Origin of the sequence: Luteolibacter flavescens, from assembly GCF_025950085.1 — a bacterium.
In the GTDB taxonomy this organism is placed as follows: domain Bacteria; phylum Verrucomicrobiota; class Verrucomicrobiia; order Verrucomicrobiales; family Akkermansiaceae; genus Haloferula; species Haloferula flavescens.
Genome location: NZ_JAPDDS010000001.1, coordinates 709,468 through 724,568, shown reverse-complemented (window position 1 = coordinate 724,568; position 15,101 = coordinate 709,468). Strand labels below are relative to the sequence as shown.

Annotated in this window: 16 protein-coding genes and 1 tRNA gene; 8 read left to right on the top strand and 9 right to left on the bottom strand. The window is 61.4% G+C overall.

The genetic code is table 11. The features are described 5' to 3' along the window. Window positions 1–27: 27 nt before the first annotated feature. Entirely contained in the window at window positions 28–201 is a 174-nt protein-coding gene (locus OKA04_RS03005; RefSeq protein ID WP_264499639.1) for a hypothetical protein, read from the top strand. 67 nt (window positions 202–268) lie between these two features. Then, a complete protein-coding gene (locus OKA04_RS03000) occupies window positions 269–658 on the top strand; it encodes a VOC family protein (protein ID WP_264499638.1) in 390 nt (129 codons plus the stop codon). Between the two features lie 109 nt (window positions 659–767). On the opposite strand, the gene OKA04_RS02995 is transcribed toward OKA04_RS03000, so the two are convergent. Next, window positions 768–1,358: a lipid-binding SYLF domain-containing protein gene (locus OKA04_RS02995; RefSeq protein ID WP_264499637.1), complete on the bottom strand. Its 591-nt coding sequence runs from the start codon at window positions 1,356–1,358 to the stop codon at window positions 768–770. A gap of 419 nt (window positions 1,359–1,777) precedes the next feature. Between OKA04_RS02995 and OKA04_RS02990 the strand changes: the two genes are divergently transcribed. Further along, entirely contained in the window at window positions 1,778–4,570 is a 2,793-nt protein-coding gene (locus OKA04_RS02990) for a metallophosphoesterase (protein WP_264499636.1), read from the top strand. A gap of 75 nt (window positions 4,571–4,645) precedes the next feature. On the opposite strand, the gene OKA04_RS02985 is transcribed toward OKA04_RS02990, so the two are convergent. The 5 genes from OKA04_RS02985 to OKA04_RS02965 are packed head-to-tail and all read right to left on the bottom strand — an operon-like array spanning window position 4,646 to window position 8,896. Then, complete coding sequence (locus OKA04_RS02985; protein WP_264499635.1) at window positions 4,646–4,972, bottom strand: putative signal transducing protein; 327 nt, start codon at window positions 4,970–4,972, stop codon at window positions 4,646–4,648. A gap of 59 nt (window positions 4,973–5,031) precedes the next feature. Further along, window positions 5,032–6,081, bottom strand: coding sequence for an ABC transporter substrate-binding protein (locus OKA04_RS02980; RefSeq protein ID WP_264499634.1), 1,050 nt, complete (start codon window positions 6,079–6,081; stop codon window positions 5,032–5,034). Between the two features lie 60 nt (window positions 6,082–6,141). Next, window positions 6,142–6,930 carry an ABC transporter permease gene (locus OKA04_RS02975; protein WP_264499633.1) on the bottom strand — a complete coding sequence of 263 codons (789 nt, stop codon included), beginning with the start codon at window positions 6,928–6,930 and terminating at the stop codon, window positions 6,142–6,144. Further along, entirely contained in the window at window positions 6,927–7,760 is an 834-nt protein-coding gene (locus tag OKA04_RS02970; protein WP_264499632.1) for an ABC transporter permease, read from the bottom strand. The genes OKA04_RS02975 and OKA04_RS02970 overlap by 4 nt, the downstream gene beginning before the upstream one ends. Then, window positions 7,760–8,896, bottom strand: a complete 1,137-nt coding sequence (locus OKA04_RS02965; RefSeq protein ID WP_264499631.1) for an ABC transporter ATP-binding protein — start codon at window positions 8,894–8,896, stop codon at window positions 7,760–7,762. The genes OKA04_RS02970 and OKA04_RS02965 overlap by 1 nt, the downstream gene beginning before the upstream one ends. A 98-nt stretch (window positions 8,897–8,994) precedes the next feature. On the opposite strand from OKA04_RS02965, the gene OKA04_RS02960 reads away from it, so the two are divergent. The 4 genes from OKA04_RS02960 (at window position 8,995) to OKA04_RS02945 (ending at window position 11,305) form a co-directional block, all read left to right on the top strand. Further along, on the top strand, window positions 8,995–9,465 hold the full coding sequence (locus OKA04_RS02960) for a GNAT family N-acetyltransferase (RefSeq protein ID WP_264499630.1): 471 nt from the start codon (window positions 8,995–8,997) through the stop codon (window positions 9,463–9,465). A 35-nt stretch (window positions 9,466–9,500) separates the two neighbouring features. Continuing rightward, window positions 9,501–9,713, top strand: a complete 213-nt coding sequence (locus tag OKA04_RS02955) for a hypothetical protein (RefSeq protein ID WP_264499629.1) — start codon at window positions 9,501–9,503, stop codon at window positions 9,711–9,713. A 33-nt stretch (window positions 9,714–9,746) separates the two neighbouring features. After that, complete coding sequence (locus tag OKA04_RS02950; protein WP_264499628.1) at window positions 9,747–10,763, top strand: PIN domain-containing protein; 1,017 nt, start codon at window positions 9,747–9,749, stop codon at window positions 10,761–10,763. 62 nt (window positions 10,764–10,825) lie between these two features. Then, window positions 10,826–11,305, top strand: coding sequence for a hypothetical protein (locus OKA04_RS02945; RefSeq protein WP_264499627.1), 480 nt, complete (start codon window positions 10,826–10,828; stop codon window positions 11,303–11,305). A 1,121-nt stretch (window positions 11,306–12,426) separates the two neighbouring features. Here OKA04_RS02945 and OKA04_RS02940 read toward each other — a convergent pair. Together OKA04_RS02940 and OKA04_RS02935 are read right to left on the bottom strand one after the other, a co-directional pair. Next, window positions 12,427–12,502 (bottom strand) — tRNA-Lys (locus OKA04_RS02940). A 79-nt stretch (window positions 12,503–12,581) separates the two neighbouring features. After that, window positions 12,582–13,697, bottom strand: a complete 1,116-nt coding sequence (locus OKA04_RS02935) for a lactonase family protein (protein WP_264499626.1) — start codon at window positions 13,695–13,697, stop codon at window positions 12,582–12,584. An 81-nt stretch (window positions 13,698–13,778) separates the two neighbouring features. Between OKA04_RS02935 and OKA04_RS02930 the strand changes: the two genes are divergently transcribed. Further along, window positions 13,779–14,198, top strand: coding sequence for a secondary thiamine-phosphate synthase enzyme YjbQ (locus OKA04_RS02930; protein ID WP_264499625.1), 420 nt, complete (start codon window positions 13,779–13,781; stop codon window positions 14,196–14,198). Window positions 14,199–14,201: 3 nt separating this feature from the next. Here OKA04_RS02930 and OKA04_RS02925 read toward each other — a convergent pair whose 3' ends face one another. After that, window positions 14,202–14,951 (bottom strand): AraC family transcriptional regulator, encoded by a 750-nt coding sequence (locus OKA04_RS02925; protein WP_264499624.1) that lies wholly within the window; start codon window positions 14,949–14,951, stop codon window positions 14,202–14,204. Between the last annotated feature and the right edge of the window lie 150 nt (window positions 14,952–15,101).

Here is a 15,101-nt window from a genome sequence, read left to right as displayed (position 1 = left end):
TGCCTTGGTAAGCGCACCTCTCGAGCCATGATCGCATCCACATCACTCTTCGTGGTCTCCGCCATCGGTCCCGACAATCGCGCGCAGATTTTCGGGACATGCTCGTCGGAAGAGGAAGCTGACCGCTTGATCGCGCGTCTCGCCGCGAGACTGCTTCTCTACCGGCACTGGCAATACACGGCGTGGCAGCCGAACCCGTGATTTCAGCGTCATCGCAGACATCGTCGTTTGCGGACTGATGCATTCAGATGGAGGGTGAAAATCGGACATGAATGATCCGATCACCATGCTTCGCCTTTACGATCACATCGATCTGCGGGTGCCGTCACTACGCGATGCCGCCACCTTCTACGAAGCCTTGTTGCCTGCGCTCGGCTTCCCACGAAAGGTGGAGGTGGAAGGATGGCTGCAATACCAAAGCGAGAACGAAACGTGTGGGGCTTTCTTCGGGGTCACCGAGTCAACTCACCACGTCGCGAATGAGAACCGCATCGCCTTCCAAGCTGCGAGCAATGCCGAGGTGGATCGTCTTGCCGATGTCGCAAAACGATCAGGAACCCGGCTTGTCGAAGGCCCCATGATGTATGAGACGGGCTACTACGCGGTCTTCTTCGGAGATCCATGCGGGAACCGCTTCGAAGTCTGCCATCGCTGGTAGCTTCAAAGCACAAACGCCGCGATGCAATAGTGGCGCACGCGGCGTTTGCTTTGAGAAGACGGATGGGACAGAAACCTCATCACTTCTTTGTCTCCGGGGGAGTGCTCATTCAGCGACGGGGCTGGATACGGGTGATCTTGGTGCCCTTGAAGCTGACGCCTGCCATCAGGCCCTTCTGGTCGAAGACATAGGCATAGACGCCGCTGTCCACCGTGCGCGACGTGAGGGTCGCTCCGGCACCGCGATCCACGACCACGAAACCAGGGCTGGTTCCGAATTCCCATCCGGCCGCGCGATTGAGTTGGTTGACCTCGGAGGAACTCATGAGGAACAGCACATAGCCATACTTCTGAACGCCTGCCTGCAGACCGTAGGATGCGCCGGCAGTCTGGTAGTAGCCCTTCACGCCGCCATCGCTGCCGAAGAGCACGCCATTGCCTGCCTCGGCACCCACGACGAGGCCGCCCTTGGCGATGTGGGGAAAGACAAGGATTCCCGCGGCCGACTTGCCCAGCTTGCGGGCGCTCGGGTCACGGGCGTAGAGATCATTCAGGGCGGCGCGGGCATCGCCGGAGATTTCGGAGCGGCTCGCCTGCTCTTCGTTTGCGCGGGTGACGGGCTCGTAAGCGCATTGCGTGAGCAGGGCAGGGGCGGCCATGGCAATAGCCACGCGGCAGATCATCGGAATCGAGGTGTTCATGGTGGTTGGATCGGTTTGGGCGACCGGCGTTGCGCGCTCACGAGGTTGCGTCCCCGATGAAGGGCGCGACGCCAGTCGGATCCTCTTCACCACTTCATGTGCCACGAGCTTCTGACCGGGTGATGGCCTTGCCTGGTTCGTGACCGATTCCTTGCGGGACAAGGACTGCGTGAATTGTCTCAGGTGATGATCGCCGTTTTCTCTCCGCTCGTGCCGTGTGCATCTTGCATGTCAGCGGCCCCACCGCTTGCAGAATGAAGAGGCTGATAGATCGGGCGAAATGCGATTCACGGAATCGTCACTTCCTCCACGTGGCGAATGGGAATCGGATTCGGGATGGATGGGCGGTCGGTGCGTCGTGACGCGATGCACCGGTCACGGGAGATCGTCTGCAAAACCTGATCTTCCCTCAAATGCCCATGAAACCACATTACCTGCTTCTCAGCGCCGCGGTCCTCCCCGTGGCCACCCTGTCCGCCGCCGAGCGGATTCTCGTCGACTTCGGCCTGGCGAACGAGACCACCTCCAGCCCCGACATTTTCGCCCAGCATTGGAACAACATCGCGGGCGTGGGGATTCAGGCGAACAATTCCATCGTCAACGATCGAGGCAACCCTACCGGCATCACCGTCGCCGTGACGGATGCCTTTGCCGCCACCTCGTCGAACTCCCTGGGCGGCGAGACGATCTACGTGCCGACCGCGACCGGTGACTTCTCCTACGTCAACAAGACGACGAACACGACCGCCAAGATCCTCGTCAGTGGCTTGAGTGCCGAGCGCGTTTACGACTTCAAGTTCTTCGTCTCCAGCAATCGACCCGCGACGCAGGTTTTCAAGACCGACTACACGGTTGTCGGTGCCACGTCGGCAACGACCTCTCTCGAAGCAATCGCGAATCGGGACAAGGTGGCTTCGGTTTCCGGCATGGTCCCGAATCAGGATGGCCAGATCGAGATCACATTGGCAGCCGCGCAGACTTCGAATGAGTTCGGCGGCATCGGTATTCTTGAAATCGTCGGGCGCGATGCCTCCGAGCCTGTCGCCGCCGATCCGCAGCAGATCAATTGGGCAAATGCCGGGCAGACCCCGAATCCTGCCGCCGAGCCGAATCCCGCGAACCCCGATGGTCTGACCGCCTACGTGTGGGAGACGGCGGACGGCTTCAGCGGTCACGTCGGTGCTGCCGAGTCGCTGCGTCGTGCTGGCTTCCACGTGATGCCGCTGCCGCTGGACCGGCCGCCCTTCGAGTTTTCGGATAATCCGGCGGACGATGTGGACCTCATCGTCTTCGGCTCCTTCATCAGCCAGGACCCGCGCTATGCGACCTACATCGACACCTATGGTGATGTGCTCGACGACTACGTGGACCGCTGCGGCTATCTCGTGCAGCTCTCACAGGCCGACCAGACCGAGGCCGAGCCGAAATTTTTGCCCGACACGCAGAATGCCATCCGCGTGGACAACGATTTCACCGAAGCATTCATTCTCTCGCCGACTCACCCGATGATCCAGGGCTTCCCGACGAATGCGGCCGGGAAGGTCTTCTACACCCAGCCTCACATCACGCCGCACCTGGATGACGTGATTTGGGAAGCATTCTCGTCCTTTGCAGGCTTCGAGGTCATCCTCGCCGGTGACGCGCGCGCTCGCTTCCCGGGGCTGATGGAGGGTGCCTATGGCCAGGGTCAGCTCCTGCTGGCCGCGATGGCACCGGACAAGATCATCAATGCATCCTCGGGCGCGCTGCAGGCGGACCCCGCCTACAGCCAGTTCAACGAAGCCTTCTTCGAAAACCTCTACACGCATACCCGCAAGGTGCGCGACCGTGAGGCCCCGCCGATCAAGGTGACGCCCCAGCCGGGTGACTCGGAGATTGCCGAGGGCGCATGGACCATCGCGCTGCTGCCGGACACGCAGATCTATTCGCAGAATCGCCCCGGCGTTTTCTCCGCGCAGACCGCCTGGCTTCGCGACAATGCCGACCGCTACAACATCCGCATGACCCTGCACCTCGGGGACATCGTCAATGTGAACTCGCAGCCGGAGTGGAAGGCAGCACGCGAGGCGATGGCCATCCTCGACGGTCACATCCCGTATGCCTTCGTACCTGGAAACCACGACCACGGTCCGAGTGGCAATGCCTCCACGCGCGACACCTTCCTCAATGACTACTTCCTCTTCGACGACTACTCGGCGCGCCCGAACTTCGGCGGCGCGATGATCGAGGGAGAGATGGACAACAGTTACCACTTCTTCCAAGCGGGCGGCTACGACTGGATCGTGATGTGCCTGGAGTGGGGCCCGCGCAACAGCACCATCGAGTGGGCGGACTCGATCATGTCCCAGCATCCCGATAAGAAGGCGATCCTGGTGACCCACGCCTACATGAACAACAACGACCTGCGCTACAACCACACCGACACGGCGAATCCGCAGGCCTACAATCCCCATGCCTACAGCACGCCCGGCGGCGTGAACGACGGCGAGGAGCTGTGGCAGAAGCTGGTGAAGAAGCACAACTTCGTGCTGACCGTGAACGGTCACGTGCTCGGCGATGGCACCGGCTTCCGCACGGACGCGAACGATGCCGGCCAGAACGTTCACCAGATGCTGGCGAACTACCAATTCCTCGCGCCGCTCGGTGGCAATGGTTACCTTCGCCTGCTGGTGGTGAATCCGGATGGCACCGTGGAGGTGAAGAGCTACTCGCCGATCTACAATGACTTCCGCTCGGAAGCGGACCAGGCATTCGAATTTGACTTCGAATGGTATGATCCTGCCGATGTGAACGACAACGGTATCCCGGACTACTTCGACCCGGAGCTCGACAGCGACGGCGACGGCATCAACAACCGCGAGGAGTTCGTCACCCTGCGCTCGAATCCCTTCTCGACCGACAGCGACGGCGACGGGATCCCCGATGCGATCGAAAAGCAGATCGGCACCAAGCCCGCGGTCAGCAACAAGCCGGTGGCCGATGCGATCCTCCAGAACGCCGGCCTTTTCGGCTATTTCACGCCGGCGCAACTGATCGACGTGAACATGGGCCAGTTTCTGATCGAGCCGGAGGGCGGCGTCTTCAAGCTGCGCCTCCAACTCGAAACCACGAGCCAGCTCGGAACGGTCCCTTTTGCCCCCTCCGGTGAGCCGGTCGAGTGGACCGTGCCGGCCACCGGTGACAAGGCCTTCATGCGTGTCCGCGGCGAGTAAGTGATCGTCGCGACAGTTGACGTGCTCATGCGAGAAGGAGGGTGGAGACGCCCTCCTTCTTTTTTATTTCATCGCTCAGCCTACGACCGGCGAGGCCGCGCCGCAGTTCCAGCATTCGGAGAAGACGCCTTCGACATGCTCCTTGCAGACCGGGCAGGTCCAGTCCGGGCCGGTGGGCGCGGTCTCGGCTGCCTGGCGGAATTCGCGGATGATCTCTTTCGCCTTCGCTTCGTCCGCATTGTCGAGCACCCACAGCTCGGGATAGACCTCGGAGATCGGCAGCTCACCGGCGGCGCGTGAGGCTCCCTCGTTGCGGATCTCGGTGCGGATGCCTTCCGACTCCAGGAGCGACTGTAGGTGGCCGACGACGGTGAAGTCGATGTGATCGAAGACGCGCTTCATGGCGGCAATAAATCACCGAAAGCCGGTCTTCCAACCGGCAATCGGTGGCATCTTGTCCGTCACGCGGTCTTCACCTTGTCCCACTCGGACGTCCACAGCGAGAGGCTGTCTCCGAGATCGCCGATGGGCTCGCACTTCGCGAAAAGGGCATCGGCGGGGAAGAGGATCTCGCTGCCGCGGAAATCCTCGCTGAGGTTTTCGTAGGCGGCGCTGTTCGGGCTGCGTGCGCCGATCTCCTCCATGTTCGACGCTGCGACCGCGGGATCGTGCAGGTGGTTGATGAAAGCGTGGGCGAGATCGATCTCCTTCGCACCCTTCGGGATGCACATGTCGTCGCAGGAGAAGGCGGTGCCTTCCGCGGGCACGACCACGTGCATGTCGGCGTTTTCCTGGTGAGCCTGGAGCAGGTCGCTGCCATAGCCCTGGACGAGGTAGAATTCCCCGGAAGCGATCCCGCTCTTGTACTGCTCGCTCTCCCACTTGGCGATGTTCTGCTTCCAACGGATCGCGACATCACGCGCGGCGGCGAGCTGGGCAGGGTCCGTGGAGTTGAGAGAGTGGCCCAGGAACTTCAGCGCGGCGCCGAGCACCTCGCGCATGTCGTCCAGCAGGGTCACGCGCCCCTTGAGATCGGTGCGGTCCAGCATCGCCCACGAGTCGGTGGGATTCGGCACCTTCGACGCGAGGTAGCACAGGCAGGTCGGGGCCATCAGGTAGGGGACGGACATCTCCATCTTTGCGTCGAGTGCCTTGCCGAGGTAGGCGGCATCCACGTGCTTGATGTTGGGAATCTTCGCGTGATCCAGCGGGACGAGCAGGTCCTTCCGCTTCAGCGCCTGCACGGCGTAGGAGGAGGGGACGAGCAGGTCGTAGCCGCTCGCGCCGGACTCTATCTTCGCGAGCATCGCTTCATTCGAGTCAAAGGTGTCGATGACCACGGTGCAGCCGTGTGCCTTCTCGAAGCTCTCCTTCGCCTCTTCACTGAGATAGTCGGCCCAGGTGAAAATGGTGAGCTTCTTGTCCCCGTCGCCGGTGGAGCCCTTCGGCTTGCAGGAAGGAAGTGACGCGGCGGCGAGCGCGGAGGCGGCGATGAAGTGGCGGCGGTTCATGACGGATGGAAGATAGGGGATGGCGGGCGGAAAGGGGAATCGGAAATTGGCTGGAAATTCTCACTTGGTGGAGTCCGCCACCGCAGGGCGCGTAAGCCTCTGCGAAAGCGCGACGACCACGAAGGTGACGATGAGCATCAGCGACGAGAGGGCATTGATCACCGGGAGGTCCTTGCTCTTCTTGATCATCGAATAGACCAGCGTGGGCAGGGTGTCCGATCCCGGTCCCTTCACGAAGTAGGTGATGACGTAGTCGTCGATGGAGAGAGTGAACGCCAGCAGGCCGCCGGCGAGGATGCCGGGCGCAAGCAGGGGCAGGGTGACCTTCATGAAGGCCTGAACCTTCGTCGCCCCGAGATCGCGCGCGGCCTCCACCACATTGAAGTCGAAGTCCTGCAAGCGCGCCTGCACCACCAGCGCGACATAGCTGAGGCAAAAGGTGACGTGCGCGATCGAGATGGTAAGCAGGCTGAGCTTCATCCCGAAGGAAATGAAAAGCAGCAGCAGGCTCATGCCCATGAGGATGTCCGGCAGGACGAGCGGCACGGCCACCAGCAGCTTGTGCGCGTCCTGCAGGCGGGACTTGTAGCGCTGGAGCGCGAAGGCGGCGGCGGTCCCGAGGATCATTGAGGCAAGGCTCGCTCCCGTGGCGACCTTTACCGAGTTCCCCAGCGCAGCGAGGATGTCCGTGCGCTCGAAGAGCCGCTCATACCAGCGTGTGGAAAAGCCGGTCCAGGTCGAGGCATAGCGCGAGTTGTTGAAGGAATTCAGCACCAGGAAGCCGATCGGCAGGTAGAAGAACACCAGCACGAGGATCAGCGTGACGAAGGGAATGCGACTCGGCTTCATGCGGTCTTCTCCTTTCTCCTGAGGAACATGGGCGCGAGCACGAGAAGAGCGAGCGCGCCGGAGAGGGCCGCGGCTTCCGGCAGGTTCCGGTCGGTGAAGTTCCGCTGCGCGATCTTGTTGCCGATCATCTGCGTGTCCGTCCCGCCGACCATGTCCGGCACGACGTAGGAGCCCAGCATGGGGATGAAGACCACGAGGAATGCGGTCACCACGCCTTGGCGGATGCCGGGGATGAAGACGGAGAAGAATGCGCGCAGCGGCTTCGCCCCGAGGTCGCGGGCGGCATCGAGCAAGCCGAAGTCGAACTTCTCCGCCGCGGCGAACAGCGGCAGGATCGCGAAGGGCAGGTAGGTGTAAACGCTGACGATCACCACCGCGCCGAGATTTCCCAGCAGCCGGTCATTCTCCCCGAGCAGGCCGATGAAGCGCAGCGCATCCGCCACGAAGCCCTGTGCGTGGAGGATCTGCTGCCAGGCGAAGACGCGGATGACGAAATTCGTCCAGAAGGGCACGATCACCAGCAGCAGCACGCGCGAGCGCCAGACCGGCGTGAGGCGGGCCATCGCGTAGGCCACCGGCAGCGACGCCGCGATGCAGAGGACGGTGGTCACCGCCGCGGTGAAGATGGTGCGGGCAAAGAGGGCCGGGTAGCTGGGGTCGCCCAAGGCACGGATGGCATCGAGGCTCCAGCCCTCGCCGATGCCCCCGGCAGGCAGCGCGGGTCGGAAGGCGATGGCGAAGATGATCGCCACCGGCACCAGCACGAACATCACCAGCCAGACGAAGCTGGGCGCGGTGGAGAGGACCTCGGGTCTAGTGGGCCGTTTCATCAGTCGGATCCCGGCAGGGTGAGCATGCCCTCGTCTTCCTCGCGATACTGCTCCAGCAGGAAGCCGTCGTTCGCATCCCACAGCAGCCACACGGTGTCGCCCCACTTCGGCGGCGTCTCATCCAGCAGGAAGGTGCGGTGCTGCATCTCCGCGCACATGCGCCACTCACCGCAGCGCACCCAGTAGCGGGTGTGGGAGCCGTAGTAGATCACGTCCTCCACCTTGCCCTCCACGGCATTGTCCATGGGGGACATCGCGGGCTTCTCACGGGAGACGACGAGCTTTTCGGGCCGGATCGACAGGTGGACGCGGTCGCCCACGGTCACGTGCTTGTCATTGTCGATGACGATGCTGCCGAAGTCCGCCACCTCGCAGCGCGAGAAGCGGGCGTCGATGGCTTCCGTGATCTTCCCATCGAGGAAATTCGTGTCGCCGATGAAGGCGGCCACGAAGGAACTACGAGGAGCCTCGTAGATCTCCGCGGGCGGGCCGACCTGCTCGATCACGCCCTTGTTCATCACGGCGATGCGGTCGGAGATGGACATCGCCTCGCCCTGGTCGTGCGTCACGTAGATGAAGGTGATGCCGACCTCGTCGTGGATGGCATCCAGCTCGACGATGAGGCGCTGGCGGAGCTTCAGGTCCAGCGCGGCGAGCGGTTCATCCAGCAGCAGCACCTTCGGCTTGTTCACCAGCGCGCGGGCGATCGCCACGCGCTGCTTCATCCCGCCGGAAAGCTGGGATGGCTTTTTGTCGCCGTGCGCCTTCAGGTCCACGAGCTCGAGCATCTGGTCCACGCCCTTGGCGATCTCGCCGGGCGTCCACTTCGCGATCTTCGGGCCGAAGGCGATGTTTTCCCTCACCGTGAGGTGCGGGAAAAGCGCGTAGCTCTGGAAGACGGTATTCACCGGACGCTGGTCGGGCGGCAGGGCGGTGATGTCCTTCCCATCCAGATAGACGCGGCCCAGATCCGGCTGGTCAAATCCCGCGGCCATCCGCAGCAGCGTCGTCTTCCCGCAACCGGAGGGCCCGAGCAGCGAGAAGGTCTCGCCCTTCTCGATATCGAGCGTGATGTCATTGATGGCGGTGAAGCTCCCGTAGCGGCGGGTCACCTTTTCAAAGCGCAGGTAGGCCATTTCCTCCTTCTAGCAAGGCGGAAGCGCCACGGGATGTCGATGGGGAAGTGCCGGGGAATTGCGTTTGCCCGTCGCACCGGATGGGATAGGAGGAGGGCATGATCGACATGCTCGTGCGGCTCTACGACCTCCCCGAAAGCGCGGACCTCTACGCAAAGGTGGCCGGGCAGGGGATCACGCTCCGGCGCGCGCGGGCCTTTGAAAAACACACCGTCGCCGACTTCGCCCGCACCCACTTCTCTCCGAAGTGGGTCAGCGAGGTGGAGGTCGCCCTGAGCCGCCAACCGGTCGCCTGCTTCATCGCCACGAAGGACAAGGCCATCCTCGGCTTCGCCTGCTACGACACCACCATGCGCGGCTTTTTCGGTCCCACCGGCGTCGCCGAGTCCGCCCGCGGCACGGGCATCGGCAAGGCTCTCCTCTTCAAGTCCCTCGAAGCCCTCCGCGACATCGGCTACGCCTACGCCTTCATCGGCGGCGTCGGCCCGCGTGAATTCTACGCCAAGGCCTGCGGTGCCATCGAGATCCCCGGCAGCGACCCAGGGATCTACGGGGATATCTTGCCGTAGTTCAGTCGAATGGCGGGTGAGGCCACGACGGCGGCTTGCCCGTCATCAAGGCACCCAAGCAGGTGAAGCGCGGCGACGTGATGATTTACTCGCTTTCCCAAATGGGAATTGCCGAGACCGATTTGGACAAGAACGGGGTATTCACGGCCATCGAGGGGAACACGAACGCGGCGGGGGACAGGAAAGGGGGCGCGGTACTAAGGAAGAGCCGAAAACTTGACGGTTTGCGCTCGCTTGTGAGGGCTTGATTTTCTGAGGCATTCTCTGTTCCCTTGCTAAACATGAGCGTGCCGAAAACGATATTCCTCGATACAAGTATCTTTGACGAGATGTCGTACAATTTTGAGGCCGCGAGCGTAGTGGCCTTCAAAAGGTCAATCGAGGGAATGAACCTAACGCTCGTGATGCCCGATCCGACTGAGAGGGAAATTCGTCGCCATATCAATGACAAGGCTAAGAATGCAGCAGCTACTTTGGAAGGCTTAGGTCGGCGATTTCCACCTGTGCGTAAGCTTGCTGGATGGCCTCTGGTGAATAAAAGTGGGCCGACGCTCGCGGTTTCAATTTACTTCAAGGGGATAGGTAGCCTTCATGAATTCTACAAAAATTTCAAGCTTGTAAAATTAGGGTATGAAGCGGTGAAAATAGATACGGTTATGGATTGGTATGATCATGGCTTAGCTCCATTCTCTGAGAAGAAAAGAAAGGAGTTTCCTGATGCAATCGCTTTAATGGCGCTCGGAGGATACTATAATGAAACCGGTGAAGGCGTGGCAATCATCTCGAAAGATGGTGATTTTCGGACTGGCTGCGAACGGTTTCCGGGGCTCTTCTACTTCCCCTCCTTAGCTGCATATTCAGAGGCCCTGAAGGGTGTCGACGACCGAGTAGCTGCGATTCAGCTAGCCTTGGGTAAGGATGACACGATTATCACTAATGCCATAACCGACGAATTCATGGAGTCTTCCTTCGTCGCTGCTTACGAAAACGGTGAAGTAGTTGAGACTGAATTTGAAGATATTAGCGAAACGGTATATCATGTGGTGGGCTTGGGGGAGTCCTCATGCAGCATCGCGTTCGAGCTTGAATTTTTATTTCGGGCTACTGTGGAATACGAAAAGTGCTATTTTGACGATTTCCACATAAATATGGGGCGAGTTCGGGATCGTGCGAGCGCGACAGGTATTATAAAGCTAACAACAAGCGCCGACTTCTCCGAACTGACCGAGGTGGAAAGCGTCGCAATGGATGAGCACGAGTATAAGGTAAGAGAGCACCCGAGAGACCACTACTACTGACACAGTGAACGGATCTTGCCCACCTTTTAAGGGGTGAGATTCGTGGTGGATTGCGCTCCTACATGGGTGCCTTTCATGGGATTCCAAGTGAGCTGGATGGCGTTGCTCTTCTGGCAATGGGAGAAAGAACAAAAGAGAAGTTAATGACCCCTCGCCCCCTCTACCGCTGGAAATCATTTTGGTTCGGAATTTTAGTCCTTGGGTTCTTGCTGTGGGTCGAGCGGCGCTGGGAATCTCAGGATTTGGGCATGAGCTATTTCAACGGCACGGATGCCCTGATTTTAGACCAGAGCCACGGCTCCATTGAGTTCCATGTTGGAGCGCTTGACGCTGAATTCCCGCTGGGATGGGACTTCTACCACATGAGATTTCCTGATGCGCAATTCGTTTGGCCATCGGCGGCGGAATTCTATTGGAATGACGCGGGTTGGGGCTTCTCCGGCCACTTCTCCAACTGGTTCATAGTCCTACTATTCCTTATTTCGTGGTGTGCTTGGCTCTTCTTCCACTGGAGGCGGGAACAGAAAAAACTAACAGCATGAGCCAGCGCCTCCCCATCCGCCGCCCCTCTTTTTTGCTCGGGATTTTTGTCGCCTGTTTCCTCGCGTGGGCGTGGGTTCGCTCCGTTTATACGCAGGAGATACTGTGGTATGCTCCGGTCAACGGGGGTAATTCGTATTGGGTCGGCAGCGGGGACGGGCAAATTACGGTGGGTTGCTGGGCAAACCCTTCACGCGCCTTCGTCAGATACCACAGTGAGGTAAATGTCAGGCGAGAATGGTGGCAGTCCATGCCCTTTGAACTTCAGAGTTATGGAGCACAGCACCTTGTTCGAATTTCAAACTGGTTCCTTACCCTCATCTTCATCGCCCTGTGGACTGCCTTTCTCGCGTGGCGCAGGCTGTTAGAGCGGAAGCACCTTGACCGGAAAGAGTGAAAGTGTTCACATGAACGCATGCCGCTTGTTTCCTTTGTTCCGCGCCCACCCGAGCCGGGGGAACTTCCCCGCTTCGTTTCTTCTCTTGCCAATTGCCGGGTAGGCGACTGGCAGCGGCCTGAATTTGTCCTGGAGTGGTGGGGCAGGGGAGGCGTGCAGCGCTTCCAGCCGCCGGACCGTTTCGAGCGTTTCAAGAAGGGCGAGCCGGTGTGGAGTTTCCGGCGGGAAGAGCATCCGGAAGGGAAATCCGTTAGAGGCCAGCCGTGCAGCATCTGGAGACGCGTCGACTAGCTCGTCAGGCGATCCACTGCCTCTTTGCTCGCCTTGTTCTGCAGGCGGCGGCTACACGACGCGCATGCCTTGAGTTTCTTACCGTTCACGATCCACTTCCGAGACGTGTGTGAAATAGGGCTGCCACAGACGTCACAGTTTTTGTCCCCGAACATCAGGCCCAGAAGGACAATCCCGACCAAGCTCGCACCAATGGCCACCGGCCAGCCCCAACTCTTCGCCGCGTAGTAAATGCCGCCGACCAACAGAAGGAGGAGAAGGCACCCTCCAGTTTCGCTCTTCTTCGCTTTGCGAGCCATCGGGGGCTTCTAGCAGAGGCCGGGGACCGGAGTAAAGTAAGGTCGGGCAAGTCTAAAACCACTGCGCGTCAAAGCATCCGATCAACGCAAAAAACGAGGCGGGAGGTTTTGGCCTCCCGCCTTGTTTCTTTGAAAGTGGTACCCCGACTTGGACTCGAACCAAGGACCAAAAGATTAAGAGTCTTCTGCTCTACCAACTGAGCTATCGAGGCGTTGCTTCCTGCCTTGCGGCGGGGCCGGAAGGATGCATTTCAATCCGACCGAGGCAAGAGGTTTTTGATGATTTTCTCATCATTTTTCCACGGGCAGGAAAACGATGCAGATCGGGGTCGGGCAGGGGACGGTGGACTTGGGTTCGCCGAGCTTGCCGGTGGCGGGATCGAGCGGGAGGGCGGAGATGGTGTTCGACTCCTGGTGGGCGCACAGCAGCCACTTGCCATCGGGAGAGAGCGTGAAGTGACGCGGCGTCTTGCCGCCGCAGGGGGCGATCTGGATGGAGGTCAGCCCGCCGGTGGCAGTGTCGCGTGCGAAGACGGCGATGCTGTCGTGCCCGCGATTCGAGGCGTAGACGTATTTGCCGCCGGGATGCACCTGGATCTCGGCGGTGGTGCTTTCGCCAGTCCAGTCGGCGGGCAGGGTCGGCACGGTGCCGATGGTCTCGAGCGTGCCCTTTTCATCATCGAAGCGGCAGGCAGCGACGGTGTTGTCGAGCTCGTTGACGACGTAGGCGTGCTTGCCATCCGGCGAGAAGTCCATGTGGCGCGGCCCGGCGCCGGGAGCGGATGACCATGCGGCGGGCTCCGGGGCCACGGGCTTCGCCGTCGCGGGGTCCATGGTGTACGTCAGCACCTTGTCCAGCCCGAGGTCCGGGACGAGCAGGTGCTTCCCGCGGAAATAGACGCCGTGCGCGTGGGGGCCTTCCTGGCGGCTTTTGTTAGCGCCGGTGCCTTCGATCTTTTGCGAGAAGCCGGGGCCGACGGGCATTCCGTTCGCATCGAGCTTCACCGCGGCGGTGGTGCCGTCGCTGTAGTTTGCCGATGCGAGCATGCTGCCGGTGGGATCGACGGCGAGGTGGCAGGGATTCCAGCCGAGCGCGGAGGTGTCGGCGGCGAATTCCAGGCTCGGTCCCGCTCCCAGCTTGAAGACGGAGAGGCTGCCCCGCGGGTGTTCCCCGGACCGGCCGACGCTGTAGAGCAGCGGCTTCGTGGGGTGCAGCGCAAGGAAGCCGGGGTTCTGATACTTCGCGCCCAGCTTCACCTCGCCGAATTCCCCGGTCCCGGGGTCGAAGCTCGACAGGTAGATGCCCTCGCTCTTGCTGTTGCCGCCGGTATTCGTGCCGATGGCGATGGGCAGGGGGGCGGCGTGGGCGATCGCGCTGGCGGCGAGGAGGGCGAGGCTGGATTTCATCATCCCGTCTCCTACCCGGCGGGGCGGGGATTTCGATCAGAATCGTTGCGCGAAGGCGGTCATTCGCCGCATATCCCGGCCATGCCCGCGCACGCCGACGCCTTCGAGATCCGCACCCGTGGCAAGGGGACCTATCAGATCACGTCCGAGGTCGCGGACATCGTGCAGCGCAGCGGCATCCGGACCGGCACGGTCACCGTCTTCGTCCGCCACACGTCCGCCAGCCTGGTCATCATGGAGAATGCCGACCCGAGTGCGCGGCGGGATCTTGAGGAGTTCTTCGAGCGCCTGGTGCCGGAGAGCACGCCGTGGTTCATCCACACCGACGAAGGCCCGGACGACATGCCCAGCCACATCCGCATGGCGCTGACCCGCACCAGCGAGGTCATCCCTATCATTGGCGGGCGGATGACGCTGGGGACGTGGCAGGGGATCTTCCTTTTCGAGCACCGACGCGCCCCGCACCGGCGGGAGATCGTGGTGAGCGTGGTGGGAGAGTGATTCCTACTGCCCCTGCATCTTCTTCCGGTAGGCCAGCGGGCTGATGCCCACGGCCTGCTTGAATTGCCGGGAGAATGCCGACTGGTCCGAGTAGCCGCACGAGAGTGCGATCTGGGCGATGACCTCCTGGGTCGTGGACAGCCGCTCGCACGCGGCATCGATGCGGACCTTCACGAGATACTGCCCGGCGGTGACGTGGAAGAGCGAGCGGATGCGCTGGTCGAACTGGTAGATCGAGAGCCCCGCCATTTCCGCGAGCTGGGGCAGGCGCAGCGGCTCGTCGAAGTGCTTGTGGATATGGTCGATCGCCTTCGACATCGCGGCGAAGTCCTCCTGCCGGTCCTGCGGTCCATGCATGTCCCGGGAAATGCCGCAGACGCCGACGATGCGGCCGTCCTTTGCCTTCACGGCTTCCTTGAAGGTGAGGCACCAGCCGCGGCGGCCGCCGGGGTAGAGGTGCAGTTCCAGGTGATCGCGGATGCCGTGGCCGGTCTTCAGGATCTCGCGGTCCTGCAGGGCGAAGCCCTCGCCGAGCGGGGGCGGGAAAAGCTCCTCGGCGGTCAGGCCGATGGCGGACTGCTTGTCCGGCAGGCCGCAGCGCGTGGCGAGGGTTTGATTCACCGCCATGTAGCGGCCGAAGGCGTCCTTCACGAAGAACACGATGTCCGGCACCGCATCGAAGAGATCATCCACCGGAGGCATCCCGTCGAGGGAGTCGAAGAAGGTCTTACGAAGTCGGGATGCCGGGGTCATGATCGTGGTCCGGAGCATGGCACGCACCATCCGGGCGGGCGAGACGGAATCTTTGCCGTGTCCTTGAGGTTCGGCACATGACCTCCTTTGGCGGCACAGGCCCCGAATGCGCGCGAAGGTATCGACAGGTTTGCCATGCCTGCGCTAGGT